Here is a 16,497-nt window from a genome sequence, read left to right as displayed (position 1 = left end):
TGAAAGGCGGCAAATCAGACTTCCTCCGGTCGCACACAGTAGGACGGCAAATTCTGCTCGGCGTCCGCGCGCGACGCAGCCAGGCGGGTTTTGTTCACCGCTCTCAGTGCACCGGCTCGGTATGGGCATGAGCGCGCTGGAAGGCGTGGATCGCCAGCATCACCCCGGCCACGAACAGGGCGATGGCCGCCAGTTCGGCGCCGCTGGGCGCACGCCGCGCCAGCACGAAGCCATACAGCAGCGCGAACACCGTTTCCGACACGATCAACTGCCCCACCAAGCCGACCGGCAACCGCTGGCTCGCCACGTTCCACAGCCAGGTCGCCACCCACGAGGCGCCCACGCCCAACAGCAGCGACCAGCCGATCAGCGCGCCGTCCAGCGTGAACCGCGCGCCACCGGCCAATCCGGCCAGCGGCAGCAGCGGCACGAAACCCAGCGCCGTGCCCAGCCCGAGCAGGCTGGTCCAGGTGCCGTTGTCCACGCCGCTGCGACGCAGCACTCGCGCGTTGAGCACCGCGAAAGCGGTCCAGCAGGCGGTGGCGATGACCGCCAGCGCCACGCCCACGCCGAAGCGGCGCGCATCGGCACCGCCCAGACTGGCGAGGCCGGCGTGGTTGATCAGCACCAGCCCGGCCAGCACGCACGCCAGCGGCAACGCCAGGGCGAACGCCAGCCGACGGCGCGCCGCGGCACTGCGGCGGGTGTGGGTGAGATCGATGGCGGCCAGCCACAGCGGGATGGTGCCGATGATCAGGCTGACCACCGCGCTGTTGGCGTGGCGCACCGCCAGCGTCAGGATGGAATAGTAGAAAGCGTTGCCCAGCAGCCCCAGGCCGAAGGCCGCGTACAGCAGCCGCGGCGGCAGCGCCCGCACGCGGCGATGCTGGTGCATCAGCAATACCGCGCACAGCACCGCGTAGACCAGGTAGCGTCCCATGGCCACCGCCAGCGGCGACTGGTGCGTCAGGGCGGCCGGCGCCACGAAGGCGAAACCCCACAAGGCCCCGGCGGCCAGCCCGGCCGCGATGCCACTCCACATGGTGATGCGTCTCCTGTTGTGGCGGCCTGCGCCGATGGTCGGCGCCGGTGGTCGGCCATGGCGCGCGGCACGATGCCGCCCAAGCCCGTTATTGTCGCGTGCCCGGCGCCTGTGCCACGGTAGGGGATTTCCCGGCTGACGAGCGCTGGCGGAAACCTCGGCGGGGGCGGCCGGTCCATCGCCGTGCCGCCGGCCTGCCGCGGGGCTGGCCGCTGACGCCACACCATATCAAACCCTGGGAGGGTGAATGTCGTTCTGGATTGTCGTGTCCTGGCTGGGTCATACCTGGCTGGTATTGCCGCTGGCCTTGTTGCTGGCGTTGATGTTCATGGTCGCGGGCGACGCGCGCGGCGCGCTGCGCTGGTTGGCGGCGCTGGCGGTGGCCATCGGCCTGACCACGCTGTCCAAGCTGTTGTTCCTCGGCTGGGGGATCGGCATCCGCGCGCTCGATTTCACCGGGATCAGCGGCCATGCCATGTACGCCGCGGCGGTGTGGCCGGTGGCCGGCGCGCTGCTGGCATCACCGGCCCGGCGCCGGCTCGGCATGACCCTGGGGGGAGTGGCGGCGCTGCTGATCGGCGTATCGCGCCTGGGGCTGGCGGTGCACTCGCCGTCCGAGGTGGCGGCGGGCTGGCTGGTGGGCGGCGCGGTCGCCGCGTGGGTGCTGCGGCAGCCGCTGCCGCAGTCGTCCGTGGGCTGGCGCTGGGCGGCGATCCTGGCCGTGGCGCTGGCTTCGCGCTGGGTTGCGGTGCCGCCGGCCACGCTGGCGCAGCCGCACCGGATGCTGGTCAAGCTGGCTCTGGTCCTGTCCGGACGGACGGCCCCCTACGACCGCCATACGATTTGGCGCGCGCCCCACCCGAGACCAACCCCTGGGCAGCACTGAAGGCGAATATCATGAAACCTGAAGGTGGCGTCGCCTTGGGGGATGGGCCAGGCGCCATGCACGGCTTCGGGGGAAGCAATGAAAATCGTGCGCTATTGCTTGCTGTGTTGCCTGTTGTGGTGGGCATGGCCCGCGCTCGCCCAGCAAAAGGTGTTCATCTGCGGGTTGAGCGATAGTTTCCCGCCTTATCAGTACCGCGGCGCGGATGGTCAGGTGGCGGGACTGGACGCGGACGTCGCACGCCTGGTGTTCGCCCGGATGGGGCAGCCGCTGGTGCTGCGCATGGGCAATTTCGAGGACCTGTACAGCGCGCTGTATTTCGGCCTGGGCGTCACCAACGGCCTGTGCGGCGGCGAGCTGACCCCCAGCCGGCTGCGGCGCGTGCTGGGTACCCAGGCCTATTTCTGGCGGCGCAGCATGATCTTCGTGCGCGCCGATGGCCCGATCCGCCGCGAGCGCGATCTCTACGGCCGCATCCTGGTCGGCGACGCCGATTCCTTTGTCGAGCGCGCGCTGGGCGAGCAGCTGGCGCGCATCCGCCTGCGGCGGGGCCTGGGGCAGGACGAAGGCTTCGACCTGCTGAAACAGCGCAAGGTGGATGCGGTGATCGCGCCGGACTACGTGGGGCGGTTTCTCGCCAGGCGCTACGGCATCGCCGTCCGCAAGCTGGACCTGGGCGACCCCGGCACGCCGGTGGGCTTCCTGCTACCCCGGGGTGAAACCGAGCAGCGCGATGCCATCAACCGCGCGCTACGCGCGTTGCAGGCCGAAGGGCGGATCGCCGAGGTGATCCGCGATTACTTCCCAGACGATCCGCCGTCGCCCGACGCCAGCGCGCCGCCGGCCCGATAGGGCGAACCGACCTTCGCACCCGCATGAAGGACGAATGCCGGGCGCATGGCTGCGTTGCGCCTCGTTCGTGGGGATCGCCCCACTTCACTCGGCACGCCTTGCCCTGCCTCCCGGCCTTCGTCCTTCGCCCCCACGTTTGAAGGTCGATTTGGATCAACGCCGGCTGCGTCCGCCGGAGATCGACCCCAGCACGCCGCGCAGGATCTGCCGACCCAGCTCGTTGCCCACCTGGCGCGCCATGCTCTTGGCGGCCGATTGCACCAGGCCGTCGGTCTTGCCGCCGCGCGGGCCGGTGCGGCCGAACAACATGTCGCCCAACGCGCCGAACAAGCCACCGCCGCTGTCGGCCTCGGCCGGCGCCGCTTTTCCGCCCGCGGCCGGCGCGGCGGGTTTGCCGCCGCTGTCGCCGCCGCCGCGCAGCATCTCGTAGGCCGATTCGCGGTCGATCGCGGCTTCGTAGTGGCCATACAGCACCGATGCCTTGATCACCGCTTCGCGCTCGGCCGGGCTCAGCGGGCCGATGCGGCAGCCGGGCGCGGTGACGAAGGCGCGCTCGACCACGCCGGGCGTGCCCTTGGCGTCCAGCAGCGACACCAGCGCCTCGCCCACGCCCAGCTCGGTGATCGCGGCCTCGGTATTGAGCTTGGGATTGGCGCGCAGCGTCTCGGCGGCCACCTTCACCGCCTTCTGGTCGCGCGGAGTGAACGCACGCAGCGCGTGCTGCACGCGGTTGCCCAGCTGGCCGAGCACGCTGTCGGGCACGTCGAGCGGGTTCTGGGTGACGAAGTACACCCCCACGCCCTTGGAGCGGATCAGCCGCACCACCTGTTCCACCTTGTCCACCAGCGCCTTGGGCGCGTCGGCGAACAACAGGTGCGCCTCGTCGAAGAAGAACACCAGCTTGGGCTGGTCCAGGTCGCCCACTTCGGGCAACTGCTCGAACAGTTCGGACAGCAGCCACAGCAGGAAGGTGGCGTAGAGCTTGGGGCGCTGGTAGAGCTTATCGGCGGCCAACACGTTGATCACGCCCTGGCCGTTGGCGGTCTGCATCAGGTCGGCGATGTCCAGCATCGGCTCGCCGAAGAAGCGGTCGGCGCCGTCCGATTCCAGCGCCAGCAGCGCGCGCTGGATGGCGCCGATCGACGCCGCCGACACGTTGCCGTACTCGGTGGTGAATTCCTTGGCGTGCTCGCCCACGTGCTGGACCATCGCCCGCAGGTCCTTCAGGTCGAGCAGCAGCAGGCCGCGGTCGTCGGCGATCCTGAACACCAGGTTGAGCACGCCCTCCTGGGTGTCGTTCAGCCCCAGCAGGCGCGCGATCAACAACGGTCCCATGTCGGACACGGTGGCGCGCACCGGGTGGCCGGCTTCGCCGAACACGTCCCAGAACACGGTGGGGCAGGCGGCGTAGTTCAGGGTGATGCCCAGCGCGTCCAGCCGCGCCTTGAGCTTGGGCGTCTCCAGCCCGGCGGCGGCGACGCCGGACAGGTCGCCCTTCACATCGGCCAGGAACACCGGCACGCCGATCTGCGAGAACGCCTCGGCCATGCGTTGCAGGGTCACCGTCTTGCCGGTGCCGGTGGCGCCGGCGATCAGGCCGTGCCGATTGGCCAGCGCGGGCAGCAGGACGAGTTCGTGTTCTTGATTGCGGGCGATCGGCAACGGGTCGGACATGATGGGCTCCAAGGGCGGGAATGTCGTCGATTGTGGTGGGGAAGCGGCGATCGGGGAAGAGGGCGTGCCCACGGCTGGCGCCCCGGGGCCGGCGCTCGCGTGCCGCGCACGTCGGGAACACCCCTCATGGTGCGCGCGCCGCCTTACGTGATACGTAGAACATTTGCCTGGATCAAGCCGGTATCGCGGCGGCGGGACGGGCGACGCCGGGGTTGGGCATCATCGGCGTAGCAGGGATGGAATAAGCCATGGTCGCACGCAGGAAGGACATCATCCACCAGGAGCTGGAGCGGCTGACGCGGCAGCTCGGGGCGCCGGCGCTGCTGGCCGGCGAGGGCATCGACGCCGGGACGGTCGGCTACAACCTGGGCGTGGCGCGCAACTCGGTCAGCCAGGATCTCACCGCGCTGTGTCTCGAAGGGCGCGTCATCAAGATCAAGCGCCGGCCGGTGCTGTTCCTGGATCGCGGCGCGGTGGCCGAGCTGCTGGGTGTCGAACTGACATCCGGCCTCAACGAGGTGCGCGAGCTGGCCGAGCTGCTGCCCGCCACCGCCGACGTGCCGGTAGGCGACGATCCGTTCACCGCGCTGATCGGCCACGACCGCAGCCTCAAGCCGGCGGTGGAGAAGGGGCGGGCGGCGGTGTTGTACCCGCCCAACGGGTTGAACGTGATGCTCACCGGGCCGTCCGGCGTCGGCAAGACCTACTTCGCCGAGCTGATGCACCGCTTCGGCGAGCATGCCCGCGGCAGTCACACGCCCTTCGTCTATTTCAACTGCGCCGAGTACTTCAACAACCCCGAGCTGCTGACTTCGCACCTGTTCGGTCACCAGCAGGGCGCGTTCACCGGCGCCGCCGCGGCCAAGGAGGGCCTGGTGGCCCAGGCCGAGGGCGGCTATCTGTTCCTGGACGAAGTGCACCGGCTGCCGTTCGAAGGCCAGGAAAAGCTGTTCTCCATCCTGGACAAAGGGGTGTACCGCCGGCTCGGCGCCAGCGACAAGGAGATCCGCAGCAACATCCGTCTGATCTGCGCCACCACCGAGAACATCAAGTCGACGCTGCTGCGCACCTTCCTGCGGCGCATCCAGGTGGTGATCGAGCTGCCGGCGCTGGCCGCGCGCTCGTTCGACGAGCGGCTGGAGATGATCGTGCATTTCTTCCACGCCGAAAGCCGTCGCACCGGGCTGGCGCTGCGCCTGGCCAAGCCGCTGCTGGGGCAACTGCTGTGCCGCGAGTACGAGGCCAACATCGGCGAGCTGAAGAGCGACATCCAGTTCATCTGCGCGCGCGCCTATGCCGGGCAGTTCGGCAGGCGCGGCGCGACGCTGACGGTGGACGAGGCGCACCTGGACGGCCGCGCCGCGCCCTACGACATCCGCACCAAGCTGATCCTCGACGAACTGGTCGGCGGCGACTACCTGTCGGTGTCGCCGGGCGACGTGCAGAAGCTGGAGCGCATCGCGCTGCTGCCGCTGGAGCGTCCCGACGCCGACCTGTTCTATGCCTATCTGGCGGAGGAATACACCCGGCTGCAACGCAGCAACATTCCCGCCAACGAGATCAGCCTGATCCTGCGCAAAAAGCTGCAAACCATCTTCGACCACAAGATCCATCACGCGCCGGTGGCGCCGCTGCCGACGCTCGATGGCGTGCACGGCTTGCAGATCGAGCAGAAGATCAAGCTGCTGACCGGTTTCATCGAGGGTCTGGCCGGCTACAAGATGAGCGATACCGTCGCCGGCCACCTGCGCAACCACCTGATCACGCTGCTGGTGTACGTGCGGAAGGGGCGCATCCCGGCGCTGTATTCGGCCAACCTGATCCCGGACGCCGCCAAGGTCGAATACGACAACGCGCGGCTGGTGTGCCGCAAGATCGAGGAGACCTTCCTCATCGCCTGCCCGCCGGCCGAGTCGATCTTCATGTGCCTGCTGCTGGCCGAGCTGAAGTCGCAGCGCCACGCCTTCCGTTTGCAGCAGGATTGCGGGGTGATCCTGATCTCGCACGGCGACACCACCGCCAGCAGCATGGCCGACTACGTGAACCGGCTGATCGGGCGCGAGCTGGTGCTCGGCATCAATATGCCGTTCGAGCAGTCGGTGCACGACACCCTGGCGCTGTTCCTCAAGGAAGTGACGCGCTACCAGTACAAGAAGCTGATCCTGGCGGTGGATCTCGGTTCGCTGGTGCACTTCGGCGCGGTGGTGCGCAAGATGTTCAAGATCGAAACGCTACTGATCCGCCAGGTGACGATGATGGGCCTGCTCGAGGCGACCATGGATCTTTCCTACGAGACCACCGACCTCAAGGCGCTGGGCGAGCTGCTGGCGACGCACGGCGTCGAGTACGAGCTGTACGACGCGGCGGGCGGCGACGAGGTGCGGGTGATCGTGCTGTCGTGCGTCACCGGCCTGGGCACCTCGGTCAAGATCCGCAAGATGATCGAGGACGTGTTCGACGACCTGCTCACCGACCGGGTGCGACTGCTGACGCTGGACTACGCCGAGATCGAGCAGCTGGAGCGCCTGAGCGGGCATATCGGCGAGAACGAGCGGCTGGCCGGCATCGTCGGCTCGTTCCTGCCCAAGCTGCCGGACGTGCCGTTCGTATCGCTGGAGGAACTGTTCTCCGAGCACGGCGCCGAGCTGGTGATGGACATGCTGGCGGTGGGCATGGCCGCGGACGAGCGCGAACTGATGCTGGAAAAGGTGTCGATGAAGTTCATCTCCACCGTGACCATCGAAAGCATCATCAACCAAATTTCGGTGCTGAACCCGCATCGCGTGCTGCAAGGCATCGAGGGCGTGTTCCACCGCATCTGCGACGAGCTGGACCTCAAACCGTCGCGCAACGTGACACTGCGCTTCATGATCCACTGCTGCTGCATGGTCGAGCGCATCGTCATCGACCGCAAACCGCTACAGATGACGCTGCCGCCGCAGGCCATCGTCAACGAGACGGCATTCGCCGCCATCAAGGCCGCCTTCGCGCCGATCGAGGCCGCCTACAACATCCGCCTTTCGGCCACCGAGCACTTCTACATCTACGAGCTGCTGTTCAAGTAGCGTCGCGTGACACAAGCCGCGCGGGCCCCGCCGCCAGCGCGGGCGATCTGTCACGCCGCCCGGCGCGGGCGGCGCGCGCTGGCCGCGATGCGCCGCGATTGGTTTTGCAACCCCATGATTCTTCGTTGATTTGTTTGCCTGATGCCGGGCGTGACACTGCCTGGCATGCAACTTGCCCTGGATGAGGCAACGGCCGGCCATGCCGCGCCACGCACCAACAGGAGACAAACAATGAGCGAACCCGCATCCCAGATCCTCACGCTCACCCACGGCGGGTGGGGCGCCCAACTGATCGACAGCCTGAAGATGGTCGCGGGCGAACTGCCCGGCGTCTCCGACCTGGCGCTGATGCCGGTCGACACCATGAGCGAGTTCCAGGACAAGGTGCGCTCGCGCGTCGCCGCGATGCCGCCGGGCTCGCTGATCGTCGCCGACTTCACCGGCGGCTCCACCTCCAACGTCGCCGCGCGCCTGTCCGCCGATTTCGACATCGGCGTGATCACCGGCCTCAACGCCACCCTGCTGCTGGCCGCGCTCGACCTGCGCGACGCCGGCCGCTTGGCCGACCAGGTCGACGAGCTGGTCGAGATCGGCCGCAACAGCTTCCGCAACGTGGTCAAGAGCCTGCAACAGCGCTGAGCCGCACTTCAACAGGGAGAAAACCAGATGGCCAACATCGTCCTCTGCCGCATCGACAGCCGCCTGATCCACGGGCAGGTCGTCACCAAGTGGGTCGGCCAGTCGCAGGCCAACCGCATCGCCGTGGTCAGCGACGACCTCGACGCCGATCCCTTCATGAAGAACATCTTCATGATGGCCGCGCCGCCCAACATCAAGGTCGATTGCTACGGCGTCGCCGGCTTCTGCGCGGCCTGGCGCGACAACCGCCTGGGCGACGGCAACGTGCTGGTGCTGTTTCCCAACCTGGCGTCGGTGCGCCAGGCGGTGATCGACGGCTTCGACGTGGCGCAGATCCAGGTCGGCGGTCTGGGCGGCGGCCCGGGGCGCAAGGTGGTGTTCCAGAACATCACCCTCGACGACGCCGACGAGGCCGTGCTGCGCGACCTCCAGGCACGCCAGGTGGCGGTCTGCTTCCAGACCATCCCGGAGGACAAGCCGCAAAAACTCGAAGACATCCTCAAACGCCTGTAACCCGCTCTTCAAGGAACTGCCATGAGTACCCTGACGATTGCGACCCTGATGGGTCTGTATTACTGGTTCGCCCGGCTGCGGCTGGGTTACACCTTCTCCGGCATGTTGTTGCAGCCGGTGGTGATCGCCGTGTTCGTCGGCCTGATCACCGGCCAGATGGAGGCGGCGATGATCGTCGGCGCCGGCATCCAGCTGGTGTACCTGGGCGTGACCTCCACCCCCGGCGGCAACGTGCCGTCCGACCCGGCGCTGGCGGCCTGCATCGCGCTGCCGATCGCGGTGAAGACCGGCATGGACGCCAACCTGGCGATCGCGCTGGCGATTCCGTTCGGTGTGATCGGCGTGTTCGTCGACCAGTTGCGCCGCACCATCAACGCTGCCTGGGTGCATATGGCGGACAAGCACGCCGAACGCTGCGACACCGCCGGCATCCTGCGCTGCGCCTTCCTGTGGCCGGCGCTGATGGGCTTCGTGATCCGCTTTCCGGTGGTGTTCGCGGCCAACTACTTCGGGCAGTCGGTGGTCGAGCAGTTCCTGGCCTTCATGCCGCGCTGGCTGACCCACTCGTTCGAGATCATGGGCGGCATCCTGCCGGCGCTGGGCTTCGCCATCACCATCATGGTGATCGGCAAGAAGACGCTGATCCCTTACTTCGTCGCCGGCTTCTTCGCCGTGCTCTACCTGAAGGTCGACATCATGGCGGTGGCCATCTTCGGCACCTGCATCGCCTTCCTGATCCGTGGCTTTGGCAAATCCGAGGAGGCATGACCATGAACACCACCGTTACCCCCGCTCAAGCCGTGCCCGAGGCGCAACACGGTCCGCTGCTGGCGAAGTCGGACATCACCCGCGCCTGGATGATCTACTACCTGGGCGCCGAGGTGTCCAACTCCTACGAGCGCCTGCAAAGCCTGGTGTTCTGCGCCTCGATGACGCCGGTGCTGAAAAAGCTCTACCCCAACAAGGCAGAGCAGGCCGAAGCGCTCAAGCGCCACCTCAACTTCTTCAATACCGAAGGCGTGATGGGCGGCGTCATCCAGGGCGTGGCCATCGCCATGGAGGAACAGAAGACGCGCGGCGAGCCGATCTCCGAATCGTCGATCATCGGCATCAAGACCGGGCTGATGGGCGCGCTGGCCGGCGTCGGCGATTCGATCATCTGGGCGGCGCTGATGCCGCTCCTGATCGCGCTGTTCATCCCGTTCGCCGCCAAGGGCAGCGCCCTGGGCGGGATCGCGCCGCTGGTGCTGTACACCGGCATCACCATCGCCATCAGCTACGCGCTGTGTCACAAGGGCTACCAGCTGGGCAAGGAATCGATCATCACCTTGCTGCAAGGCGGCCGGATCAAAGAGCTGATCTACGGCGCCAACGTGCTCGGCCTGATCATGATGGGCGCGCTCGCCGCCAGCTACGTCAAGCTGACCACGCCGCTGAAGTTCAGCTTCCTGCACGGCTCAGAAGTGGTGGTGCAGCAGGTGCTCGATTCCATCGTGCCGGGATTGCTGCCGCTGGCCGCGGTGTTCGCCATCTACCTGTACATGCTGAAGAAGGGCCCGCGCTACACGGTGATCCTGCTGTCGGTGGTGGCGTTCAGCGTGATCTGCTCGATCACCGGCATCCTGTGAGGCGCGCGATGAACATCTACCAACGCATCGGCCTGAAGCGGGTGATCAACGCCTGCGGCAAGATGACCATCCTCGGGGTGTCGGCGGTGGACCGCGCGGTGATGGAACAGGCCGCCGAGGCCGCGGCCAACTACGTCGAGATCGACGCGCTGATCGACCGGGTGGGCGTGCTGGTCTCGGCCCACACCGGCGCCGAGGACAGCTGCGTCACCAGCAGCGCGTCGGCCGGCATCGCCATCTCGGTGGCCGCCGTCATCTCGCGCGGCGCGCCGGGGCTGGTCGAGCGCCTGCCCGACAGCAGCGGCCTGGCCAACGAAGTGGTGCTGCTCAAGGGCCACAGCGTCAACTACGGCGCGCCGGTGACCACCATGATCCGCCTCGGCGGCGGCGTGCCGGTCGAGGCCGGCCAGGCCAACGAAGCGGAGCCGTTCCAGGTCGAGGCGGCCATCGGCGAGCGCACCGCCGCGCTGCTGTACGTGAAATCGCACCACGCCGTGCAGAAGGGCATGGTGCCGCTGGCCGAGATGATCCGCATCGCCCGCGAGCACCAGTTGCCGCTGATCGTCGACGCCGCCGCCGAGGAGGACCTGCGCAAGTACGTCGCCGCCGGCGCCGACCTGGTGATCTACAGCGGCGCCAAGGCGATCGACGCGCCGACCTCGGGCTTCATCACCGGCCGCGCGCCGTTGATCGCCGCGTGCAAGGCGCAGTACCACGGCATCGGCCGGGCGATGAAGATCGGCAAGGAGAACATGCTCGGCCTGTTGGCCGCGCTCGATCGCTACGCCGTGCAACGCCACGACGGCCGCGCCGACATCCCCCGGCTGCAGGCCGCGATCGACCGCATCAACACCCTGCGCGGCCTGTCGGCCGAACTGGAGCACGACGAGGCCGGCCGCGAGATCTACCGCGCCAGGGTGCGGGTCCACCCCGAGGTGCTGGGCCTGGACGCCGTGGCCGTCGAGGCGCAGCTGCGCGGCGGCAGCCCGGCCATCTACACCCGCAAGTACTACCTCAACGCCGGCGTGTTCAGCATCGACCCGCGCGCGTTGCAGGGCGACGATCTCGACCTGATCGTCGAGCGGCTGCGGCAACTCGCGGAACAGGGCGTCAGGGAGGGCGAATGATGTTGCAGACCATCTCGTTCCATCGCGACCGCGTGGCGCTCAACGTGCTGGCGCACGACCTGGACAACGCCGTCGAGGTCCACGCCGCCGCGCAGGGGCATGTCGCGGTCGGGCTGCTGTCGAACCGCTTCGACAGCGTGGAGGAAGGCATCGCCGAGGCCCATCGCTGGCAGGCCGAAGTGTGCGTCTCGGTGGGGCTGGGCGCGGGCGATCCGGCGCAGTACTACAAGGCGGCGATGATCGCCGCCGCCACCGCGCCGGGCCACGTCAACCAGACCTTCACCGGCGCCGGCTTCGCCGCCGGCGCGCTGGCGGCGCGCGGCGTGGTCAACACCCGCGTCAACGCGCTGATCCGCCCCAGCGGCACACCGGGCAAGGTGATCGTCTCCACCGGCGTCGCCGGCAGCACGGCGCCGGCCCCGGCGCTGGTCGACAGCGACACCGCGGTGCTGATGATCCGCGACCTGGGCGCGCACGCCGCCAAGTTCTTCCCCATGGGCGGCCTGCGCTCGCTGGCCGAACTGGAGGCGCTGGCCCGCAGCTGCGCCCGTCACGGGCTGGAGATGATCGAGCCTACCGGCGGCATCGACCTCGCCAACTTCGGCGACATCCTCCAGGTATGCCTCGACGCCGGCGTGCCCAGGGTGATGCCGCACGTGTACAGCTCGATCATCGACAAGGAAACCGGCCGCACCCGGCCGGAGGACGTGGCGGCACTGCTGCATATGATTGCGCAGCGGGTGTAGGAAATTTGAACCCCGCATCTTGAACCACAGAGAACACAGAGAGCACGGAGTTCCACGGAGAAAACCTCAAGACAGCGCAAACCTTGAGGTGTTGTCTTTCTCCCGTTTTTCTCTGTGTTCTCTGTGCTCTCTGTGTTTCAAGATTTGGGGTTTGGTTGTCTACCCGCCCAGCGCGCCGCTGGCCAGGCCGACCGCCAGCGCGCCCATCACCAGCGCGGTGATCAGGTCGATGGCGCGCCAGAACGCCGGCCGGGCGAACCACGGCGCCAGGGCGTGCGCCGCGCCGGCCAGGCTGAAGAACCACAGGAAGGACGCGGTCACGGCGCCCAGGCCGAAGGCGCCGCGATCCGGCCACGGGTGCTGTGCGCCGACGCTGCCCAGCAGCAGCACGGTATCCAGGTAGACATGCGGGTTCAGCAGGCTGAAGCCCAGCGCGGTGGCCAGCGCCTGGCGCCAGCCCATGCCCGCGTCGGCGCCGGCCGCCAGCGCGCCGGGGGCGAACGCCGCGCGCAGCGCGCGCCAGGCGAACCACGCCAGGTAGGCCGCGCCGCCCCAGCGCGCCAGCGCCAGCCATCCCGGCGATCCGGCCAGCAGCGCGCCCATGCCGGCCAGCCCGGCGGCGATCAGCGCCGCATCGCACAGCGCGCATACCGCGGCGGTCAGCAAGGCGTGCCGTCGCGACAGGCCCATGCGCAGCACGTGCGCGTTCTGCGCACCGATGGCGACGATCAGGCCGCCGCCCAGGCTCAGGCCCTGTAGATAAACCAGGCTCATCGCGGTTTCCTCGATTGCAATGGCGCGAGCTTAGGGCGGGTGGCGCGCCGATTCCATTTTTATTAATCTTTTTCAGGATTCATTAATTTGGCTGATGAACATGTTCGATGCACGGGCGACGGCGGCGTTGGCGGCGGTGGTGAAGGAAGGCAGTTTCGAGCGCGCGGCCCATGCGCTGCGGCTGACGCAATCGGCCGTGTCGCAGCGGGTGCGGGCGCTGGAGACCAGCCTGGGGCAGACGCTGCTGACCCGTGGCCGGCCGTGCGTGCCGACCGCCGCTGGACAGACGCTGCTGCGCTACCTCGACCGCATCCGCCTGCTGGAGGAAGAAGCGCGGCGCGCGCTGGCCGGCGACGAGGCCGGGCCGTCGCGGCTGCCGCTGGCGGTGAACGCCGACAGCCTGCACGGCTGGGTGCCGGCGGTGCTGGCCCGGGCGCTGGCCGGCTCGCCGTTCCTGGTCGACCTGCTGGTGGAAAACGAGGACTACACCCACGAACTGCTGGCGCGGGGCGAGGTGCTGGCCTGCGTGTCGGCGCGCGCCGAGGCGATGCGCGGCTGCGTGGCCCAGCCGCTGGGCGCGCTGCGCTATGTGTGTGCCGCCACCCCGCGCTTCGCCGCGCGCCATTTCCCCGACGGCGTGACGCGCGCGGCGCTGACCCAGGCGCCGGCGCTGATGTACAACCGCAAGGACGCGATGCACAGCGACTACCTGGCGCGGCATTTCGGCATCGGCGACGGGCATTTCCCGTATCACCTGACCCCGTCGTCGCAGGCGTTCGTCGATTTCGCGCTGCTCGACTTCGGCTACGTGCTGGTGCCGGAACTGGCGGTGCGCGAGCGCCTCGCGCGCGGCGAGCTGATCGACCTGCTGCCGCTGCAACCGCACGACCTGCCGCTGTACTGGCACGGCTGGCGTATCCAGCCGCCGGCGGTGGAGGCGGTGTTCCGCCGCATCGTCACCGCCGCGCGCGCCGTGCTGCGGCAGTGAGGGGGGAAAGGGCTTGCGCCCTTTGGGAAGGGGGAAGGGGGAAGAGGGAAGGGGGCAACCCCTGAACCCCACATCTTGAACCACAGAGAGCACAGAGAACACGGCGTTTCACAGAGAAAACCTCAAGGCAGAGCAAACCTTAAGGTTTTGTCTTTCTCCCGTGTTTCTCTGTGCGCTCCGTGTTCTCTGTGTTTCAAGATTTGGGGTTGCCCTTCTCCCTTCCCGTTCCGGGTGGCGGGGTGCCGATCAGCTCGTCGACGGTGACCAGCTCGTAGCCCGCGTTGCGCAGCCAGGGAATCAGCCGGTCCACCGCGGTCACGGTGCGGTTGCGGTGGCCGCCGCCGTCGTGCAGCAGCACGATGGCCTCGGGGTGGACGTAATCCTGCACCGCGCGCTCGATCAACTGGCTGCCCAGGCCGGTCTGCGCATGGAGCCAGTCCTGCGTGTCCACCGACCAGTCGATCACCTTCAAGCCACGGCGCTTCAGCAGCGCCATCTGGCTGTCGGCGAGACGGCCGTAAGGCGGGCGCAGCAGGTGCGGGGCATGGCCCAGCAACTTCTGGAACACCTGCTGGGTGGCGCCGATCTGCTCGTTCCACAACGCGGCGTCGTTCAGGTCGCTGAGGTCGGCGTGGTTCCAGCCGTGATTGCCCAGCAGATGGCCTTCGCGGTCGGCGCGGATCACCATCTCGGGGTAGCTTTCCATTTCGCGGCCCAGCCAGAAGAAGGTGGCCTTGGCCTTGTGCTTGGCCAGCACGTCCAGCAATTGCCCGGTGTAGAGGCTGGGACCGTCGTCGAAGGTCAGCGCCACCTTGCGACGGTGGGTCGGGCCTTCCAGGAACACCAGCCCGGGGAACCTGCGTGCCTGGCGTTCGAGTTCGGCCAGCGGCACCTGACCCCAGTCCTCCAGGAATGGCGTGCGTACGTATTGGCGGGTCTTGGGTTTGGTTTCCGGCACCTTGCCCAGCGATGGAGCGGGCACCCATTGGTTACGGCTGGCCTCGGCCGGCGTGCTGGCGGCGGGCGCGGGCCTGGTGCCCAGCAGTTCGTCGACGGTGACGAATTCGTAGCCGGCGGCGCGCAGCCACGGGATGGCGCGGTCCACGGCTTCCACCGTCTTGTAGCGCTTGCCGCCGCCGTCATGCATCAGCACGATGCCCTCGGGGTGGCTGTAGTCCTGGAGGAAACGTTCGATCATGTGGCTGCCGAACGCCTGGCGCGCGCGGTTCCAGTCCTGGGTATCCACCGACCACTGGATCACCTTCAGCCCGTGCTTGGCCAGGAACGGCACCTGGGCGTCGGCGACGCGGCCGTAGGGCGGGCGCATCAGGTGCGGGGCATAGCCCAGCAGATCCATGAATACCTGCTGGGTGGCGCCGATCTGCTCATCCCACAGCGTGGTTTCGTCCAGGCCGCTGATGTCGGGGTGATCCCAGGTGTGGTTGCCCAGCAGGTGGCCTTCGCGGTCGGCGCGGCGCACCACGTCCGGATAAAGCTCCATTTCGCGGCCGAGCCAGAAGAAGGTGGCCTTCACCTTGTGCTTGGCCAGCACGTCCAGCAGCTTGGAGGTATTCCAGCTGGGGCCGTCGTCGAAGGTGAGCGCGATCAGCTTGCGGTGGGTCGGCCCCTCGACGAACAACTCGCCGGGAAACTTGCGCGCTTGGCGCTCGAATTCGGCCAGCGGCACCTGATCCCAGTTCTCCACGTAGGGGGTGCGCACGTAGACGCGCGACTTCGGCGTGTTCTCGGCGATGGTCGGCGGCGGTGGCGGGGAGGGCACCCAGATATAGCGCTGCCAGCCCAGCGCGGCCAGCACCGCGATCAGCAGCAGTAATGGCGCCAGCCACAGCGCCCGGCGACGAAGTCGGTTCATGTTGGTCTCCTTACGTGCGCCGGCCGGCGGGGCCGCCAGGCGGCGCCATCGGCGCGGCCACGGCCGCGTGATGTCTCTTGCAAGGATGCAACAGGCAACCGCACCGACGCTGCGCTTCAAGTGTCATTTGCATAGCCTCGACAATTTGAGCAAAAGCCTCGGCGACGCTAAACGTTATCGTAAGCCGGTGTGGCCGCCTCGCCGGCGTTTGGCAGGGCGCCTTGCGACGCCAGCGCGCTTGAACTGTGTGTCACCAACCGGGGGAGCATCGGAATGCGAATCGAAGGTCGTTGGGAGCTGTTGTCGGCCGATCTCACCATCGGCGACAAGACCTATCCGTGCGGCGCGGGCCGGTACATGGTGAAAGAGATCCGCGCCGGCCGTTTCAACTTCTTCTCCGCCGCGCCGCAACGCGCGCCGTTCCCGCCCACCGGCCCGACGCCGGAAGCCCGGCTGGCGGCGGCTGAATCCTTCGACGCCGGCGCCGGCACCTATACCCTGGACGGCGAGCGCTACGTGGAGTCGGTGGAGTTCTGCAGCTATCCCAACTACGTCGGCGCCGACCTCGCCTTCACCGTGCGCGTGGACGGCGACACCCTGGTGCAGGAGGGCGAGTACCCGCTGACCCGGCTGGGCCTGGGGCCGGTGGACGGCTACCTGATCGAAACCTACAGGCGTATCGAGGACTGA

At 68.0% G+C, this 16,497-nt stretch carries 15 protein-coding genes; 11 read left to right on the top strand and 4 right to left on the bottom strand.

Translation table 11 applies throughout. The annotated features are described in order from the left end of the window. Positions 1 to 103: 103 nt before the first annotated feature. Positions 104 to 1,042, bottom strand: a complete 939-nt coding sequence (locus tag C556_RS20830) for a DMT family transporter (RefSeq protein ID WP_018749334.1) — start codon at positions 1,040 to 1,042, stop codon at positions 104 to 106. A 247-nt stretch (positions 1,043 to 1,289) separates the two neighbouring features. Between C556_RS20830 and C556_RS20825 the strand changes: the two genes are divergently transcribed. Next, entirely contained in the window at positions 1,290 to 1,928 is a 639-nt protein-coding gene (locus C556_RS20825) for a phosphatase PAP2 family protein (protein ID WP_018749333.1), read from the top strand. Between the two features lie 165 nt (positions 1,929 to 2,093). Further along, entirely contained in the window at positions 2,094 to 2,780 is a 687-nt protein-coding gene (locus C556_RS0116380) for a substrate-binding periplasmic protein (RefSeq protein ID WP_157236229.1), read from the top strand. A 153-nt stretch (positions 2,781 to 2,933) separates the two neighbouring features. Here the strand turns inward: C556_RS0116380 and C556_RS0116375 are convergent, their stop codons facing one another. Beyond that, positions 2,934 to 4,454 carry a helicase HerA-like domain-containing protein gene (locus tag C556_RS0116375; protein ID WP_018749331.1) on the bottom strand — a complete coding sequence of 507 codons (1,521 nt, stop codon included), beginning with the start codon at positions 4,452 to 4,454 and terminating at the stop codon, positions 2,934 to 2,936. Between the two features lie 248 nt (positions 4,455 to 4,702). Between C556_RS0116375 and dagR the strand changes: the two genes are divergently transcribed. The 7 genes from dagR (at position 4,703) to dagF (ending at position 12,172) form a co-directional block, all read left to right on the top strand. After that, on the top strand, positions 4,703 to 7,519 hold the full coding sequence (dagR, locus tag C556_RS0116370) for a transcriptional regulator DagR (protein ID WP_018749330.1): 2,817 nt from the start codon (positions 4,703 to 4,705) through the stop codon (positions 7,517 to 7,519). A 231-nt stretch (positions 7,520 to 7,750) separates the two neighbouring features. Continuing rightward, positions 7,751 to 8,158 carry a PTS sugar transporter subunit IIA gene (locus C556_RS0116365; protein ID WP_018749329.1) on the top strand — a complete coding sequence of 136 codons (408 nt, stop codon included), beginning with the start codon at positions 7,751 to 7,753 and terminating at the stop codon, positions 8,156 to 8,158. Positions 8,159 to 8,185: 27 nt separating this feature from the next. Next, positions 8,186 to 8,671, top strand: coding sequence for a PTS sugar transporter subunit IIB (locus C556_RS0116360; RefSeq protein ID WP_018749328.1), 486 nt, complete (start codon positions 8,186 to 8,188; stop codon positions 8,669 to 8,671). Positions 8,672 to 8,692: 21 nt separating this feature from the next. Then, positions 8,693 to 9,439 carry a PTS mannose/fructose/sorbose/N-acetylgalactosamine transporter subunit IIC gene (locus C556_RS0116355; protein ID WP_018749327.1) on the top strand — a complete coding sequence of 249 codons (747 nt, stop codon included), beginning with the start codon at positions 8,693 to 8,695 and terminating at the stop codon, positions 9,437 to 9,439. 2 nt (positions 9,440 to 9,441) lie between these two features. Further along, a complete protein-coding gene (locus C556_RS0116350) occupies positions 9,442 to 10,299 on the top strand; it encodes a PTS system mannose/fructose/sorbose family transporter subunit IID (protein ID WP_018749326.1) in 858 nt (285 codons plus the stop codon). An 8-nt stretch (positions 10,300 to 10,307) separates the two neighbouring features. Then, on the top strand, positions 10,308 to 11,426 hold the full coding sequence (dgaE, locus tag C556_RS0116345; RefSeq protein WP_018749325.1) for a D-glucosaminate-6-phosphate ammonia lyase: 1,119 nt from the start codon (positions 10,308 to 10,310) through the stop codon (positions 11,424 to 11,426). Next, positions 11,423 to 12,172, top strand: coding sequence for a 2-dehydro-3-deoxy-phosphogluconate aldolase (dagF, locus tag C556_RS0116340; protein ID WP_018749324.1), 750 nt, complete (start codon positions 11,423 to 11,425; stop codon positions 12,170 to 12,172). The genes dgaE and dagF overlap by 4 nt, the downstream gene beginning before the upstream one ends. A gap of 159 nt (positions 12,173 to 12,331) precedes the next feature. On the opposite strand, the gene C556_RS0116335 is transcribed toward dagF, so the two are convergent. Then, positions 12,332 to 12,946 (bottom strand): LysE/ArgO family amino acid transporter, encoded by a 615-nt coding sequence (locus C556_RS0116335; protein ID WP_018749323.1) that lies wholly within the window; start codon positions 12,944 to 12,946, stop codon positions 12,332 to 12,334. Between the two features lie 94 nt (positions 12,947 to 13,040). Between C556_RS0116335 and C556_RS0116330 the strand changes: the two genes are divergently transcribed. Continuing rightward, positions 13,041 to 13,934 carry a LysR family transcriptional regulator ArgP gene (locus C556_RS0116330; protein ID WP_018749322.1) on the top strand — a complete coding sequence of 298 codons (894 nt, stop codon included), beginning with the start codon at positions 13,041 to 13,043 and terminating at the stop codon, positions 13,932 to 13,934. Positions 13,935 to 14,127: 193 nt separating this feature from the next. Here the strand turns inward: C556_RS0116330 and C556_RS21860 are convergent, their stop codons facing one another. Beyond that, positions 14,128 to 15,807, bottom strand: a complete 1,680-nt coding sequence (locus tag C556_RS21860) for a polysaccharide deacetylase family protein (RefSeq protein ID WP_018749321.1) — start codon at positions 15,805 to 15,807, stop codon at positions 14,128 to 14,130. A 273-nt stretch (positions 15,808 to 16,080) separates the two neighbouring features. Here C556_RS21860 and C556_RS21855 point away from each other — a divergent pair, with 273 nt between their 5' ends. Next, positions 16,081 to 16,497, top strand: a complete 417-nt coding sequence (locus C556_RS21855; RefSeq protein ID WP_018749320.1) for a lipocalin-like domain-containing protein — start codon at positions 16,081 to 16,083, stop codon at positions 16,495 to 16,497.

Source organism: Chitiniphilus shinanonensis DSM 23277, assembly GCF_000374805.1.
Classification (GTDB): domain Bacteria; phylum Pseudomonadota; class Gammaproteobacteria; order Burkholderiales; family Chitinibacteraceae; genus Chitiniphilus; species Chitiniphilus shinanonensis.
This window is presented reverse-complemented; position numbering and strand designations above follow the sequence as displayed.

Coding starts and splice junctions, on each gene's coding strand:
- C556_RS20830 (WP_018749334.1), bottom strand. CDS start 1,042: ATGTGGAGTGGCATCGCGGCCGGGCTGGCCGCCGGGGCCTTGTGGGGT.
- C556_RS20825 (WP_018749333.1), top strand. CDS start 1,290: ATGTCGTTCTGGATTGTCGTGTCCTGGCTGGGTCATACCTGGCTGGTA.
- C556_RS0116375 (WP_018749331.1), bottom strand. CDS start 4,454: ATGTCCGACCCGTTGCCGATCGCCCGCAATCAAGAACACGAACTCGTC.
- dagR (WP_018749330.1), top strand. CDS start 4,703: ATGGTCGCACGCAGGAAGGACATCATCCACCAGGAGCTGGAGCGGCTG.
- C556_RS0116365 (WP_018749329.1), top strand. CDS start 7,751: ATGAGCGAACCCGCATCCCAGATCCTCACGCTCACCCACGGCGGGTGG.
- C556_RS0116360 (WP_018749328.1), top strand. CDS start 8,186: ATGGCCAACATCGTCCTCTGCCGCATCGACAGCCGCCTGATCCACGGG.
- C556_RS0116355 (WP_018749327.1), top strand. CDS start 8,693: ATGAGTACCCTGACGATTGCGACCCTGATGGGTCTGTATTACTGGTTC.
- C556_RS0116350 (WP_018749326.1), top strand. CDS start 9,442: ATGAACACCACCGTTACCCCCGCTCAAGCCGTGCCCGAGGCGCAACAC.
- dgaE (WP_018749325.1), top strand. CDS start 10,308: ATGAACATCTACCAACGCATCGGCCTGAAGCGGGTGATCAACGCCTGC.
- dagF (WP_018749324.1), top strand. CDS start 11,423: ATGATGTTGCAGACCATCTCGTTCCATCGCGACCGCGTGGCGCTCAAC.
- C556_RS0116335 (WP_018749323.1), bottom strand. CDS start 12,946: ATGAGCCTGGTTTATCTACAGGGCCTGAGCCTGGGCGGCGGCCTGATC.
- C556_RS0116330 (WP_018749322.1), top strand. CDS start 13,041: ATGAACATGTTCGATGCACGGGCGACGGCGGCGTTGGCGGCGGTGGTG.
- C556_RS21860 (WP_018749321.1), bottom strand. CDS start 15,807: ATGAACCGACTTCGTCGCCGGGCGCTGTGGCTGGCGCCATTACTGCTG.
- C556_RS21855 (WP_018749320.1), top strand. CDS start 16,081: ATGCGAATCGAAGGTCGTTGGGAGCTGTTGTCGGCCGATCTCACCATC.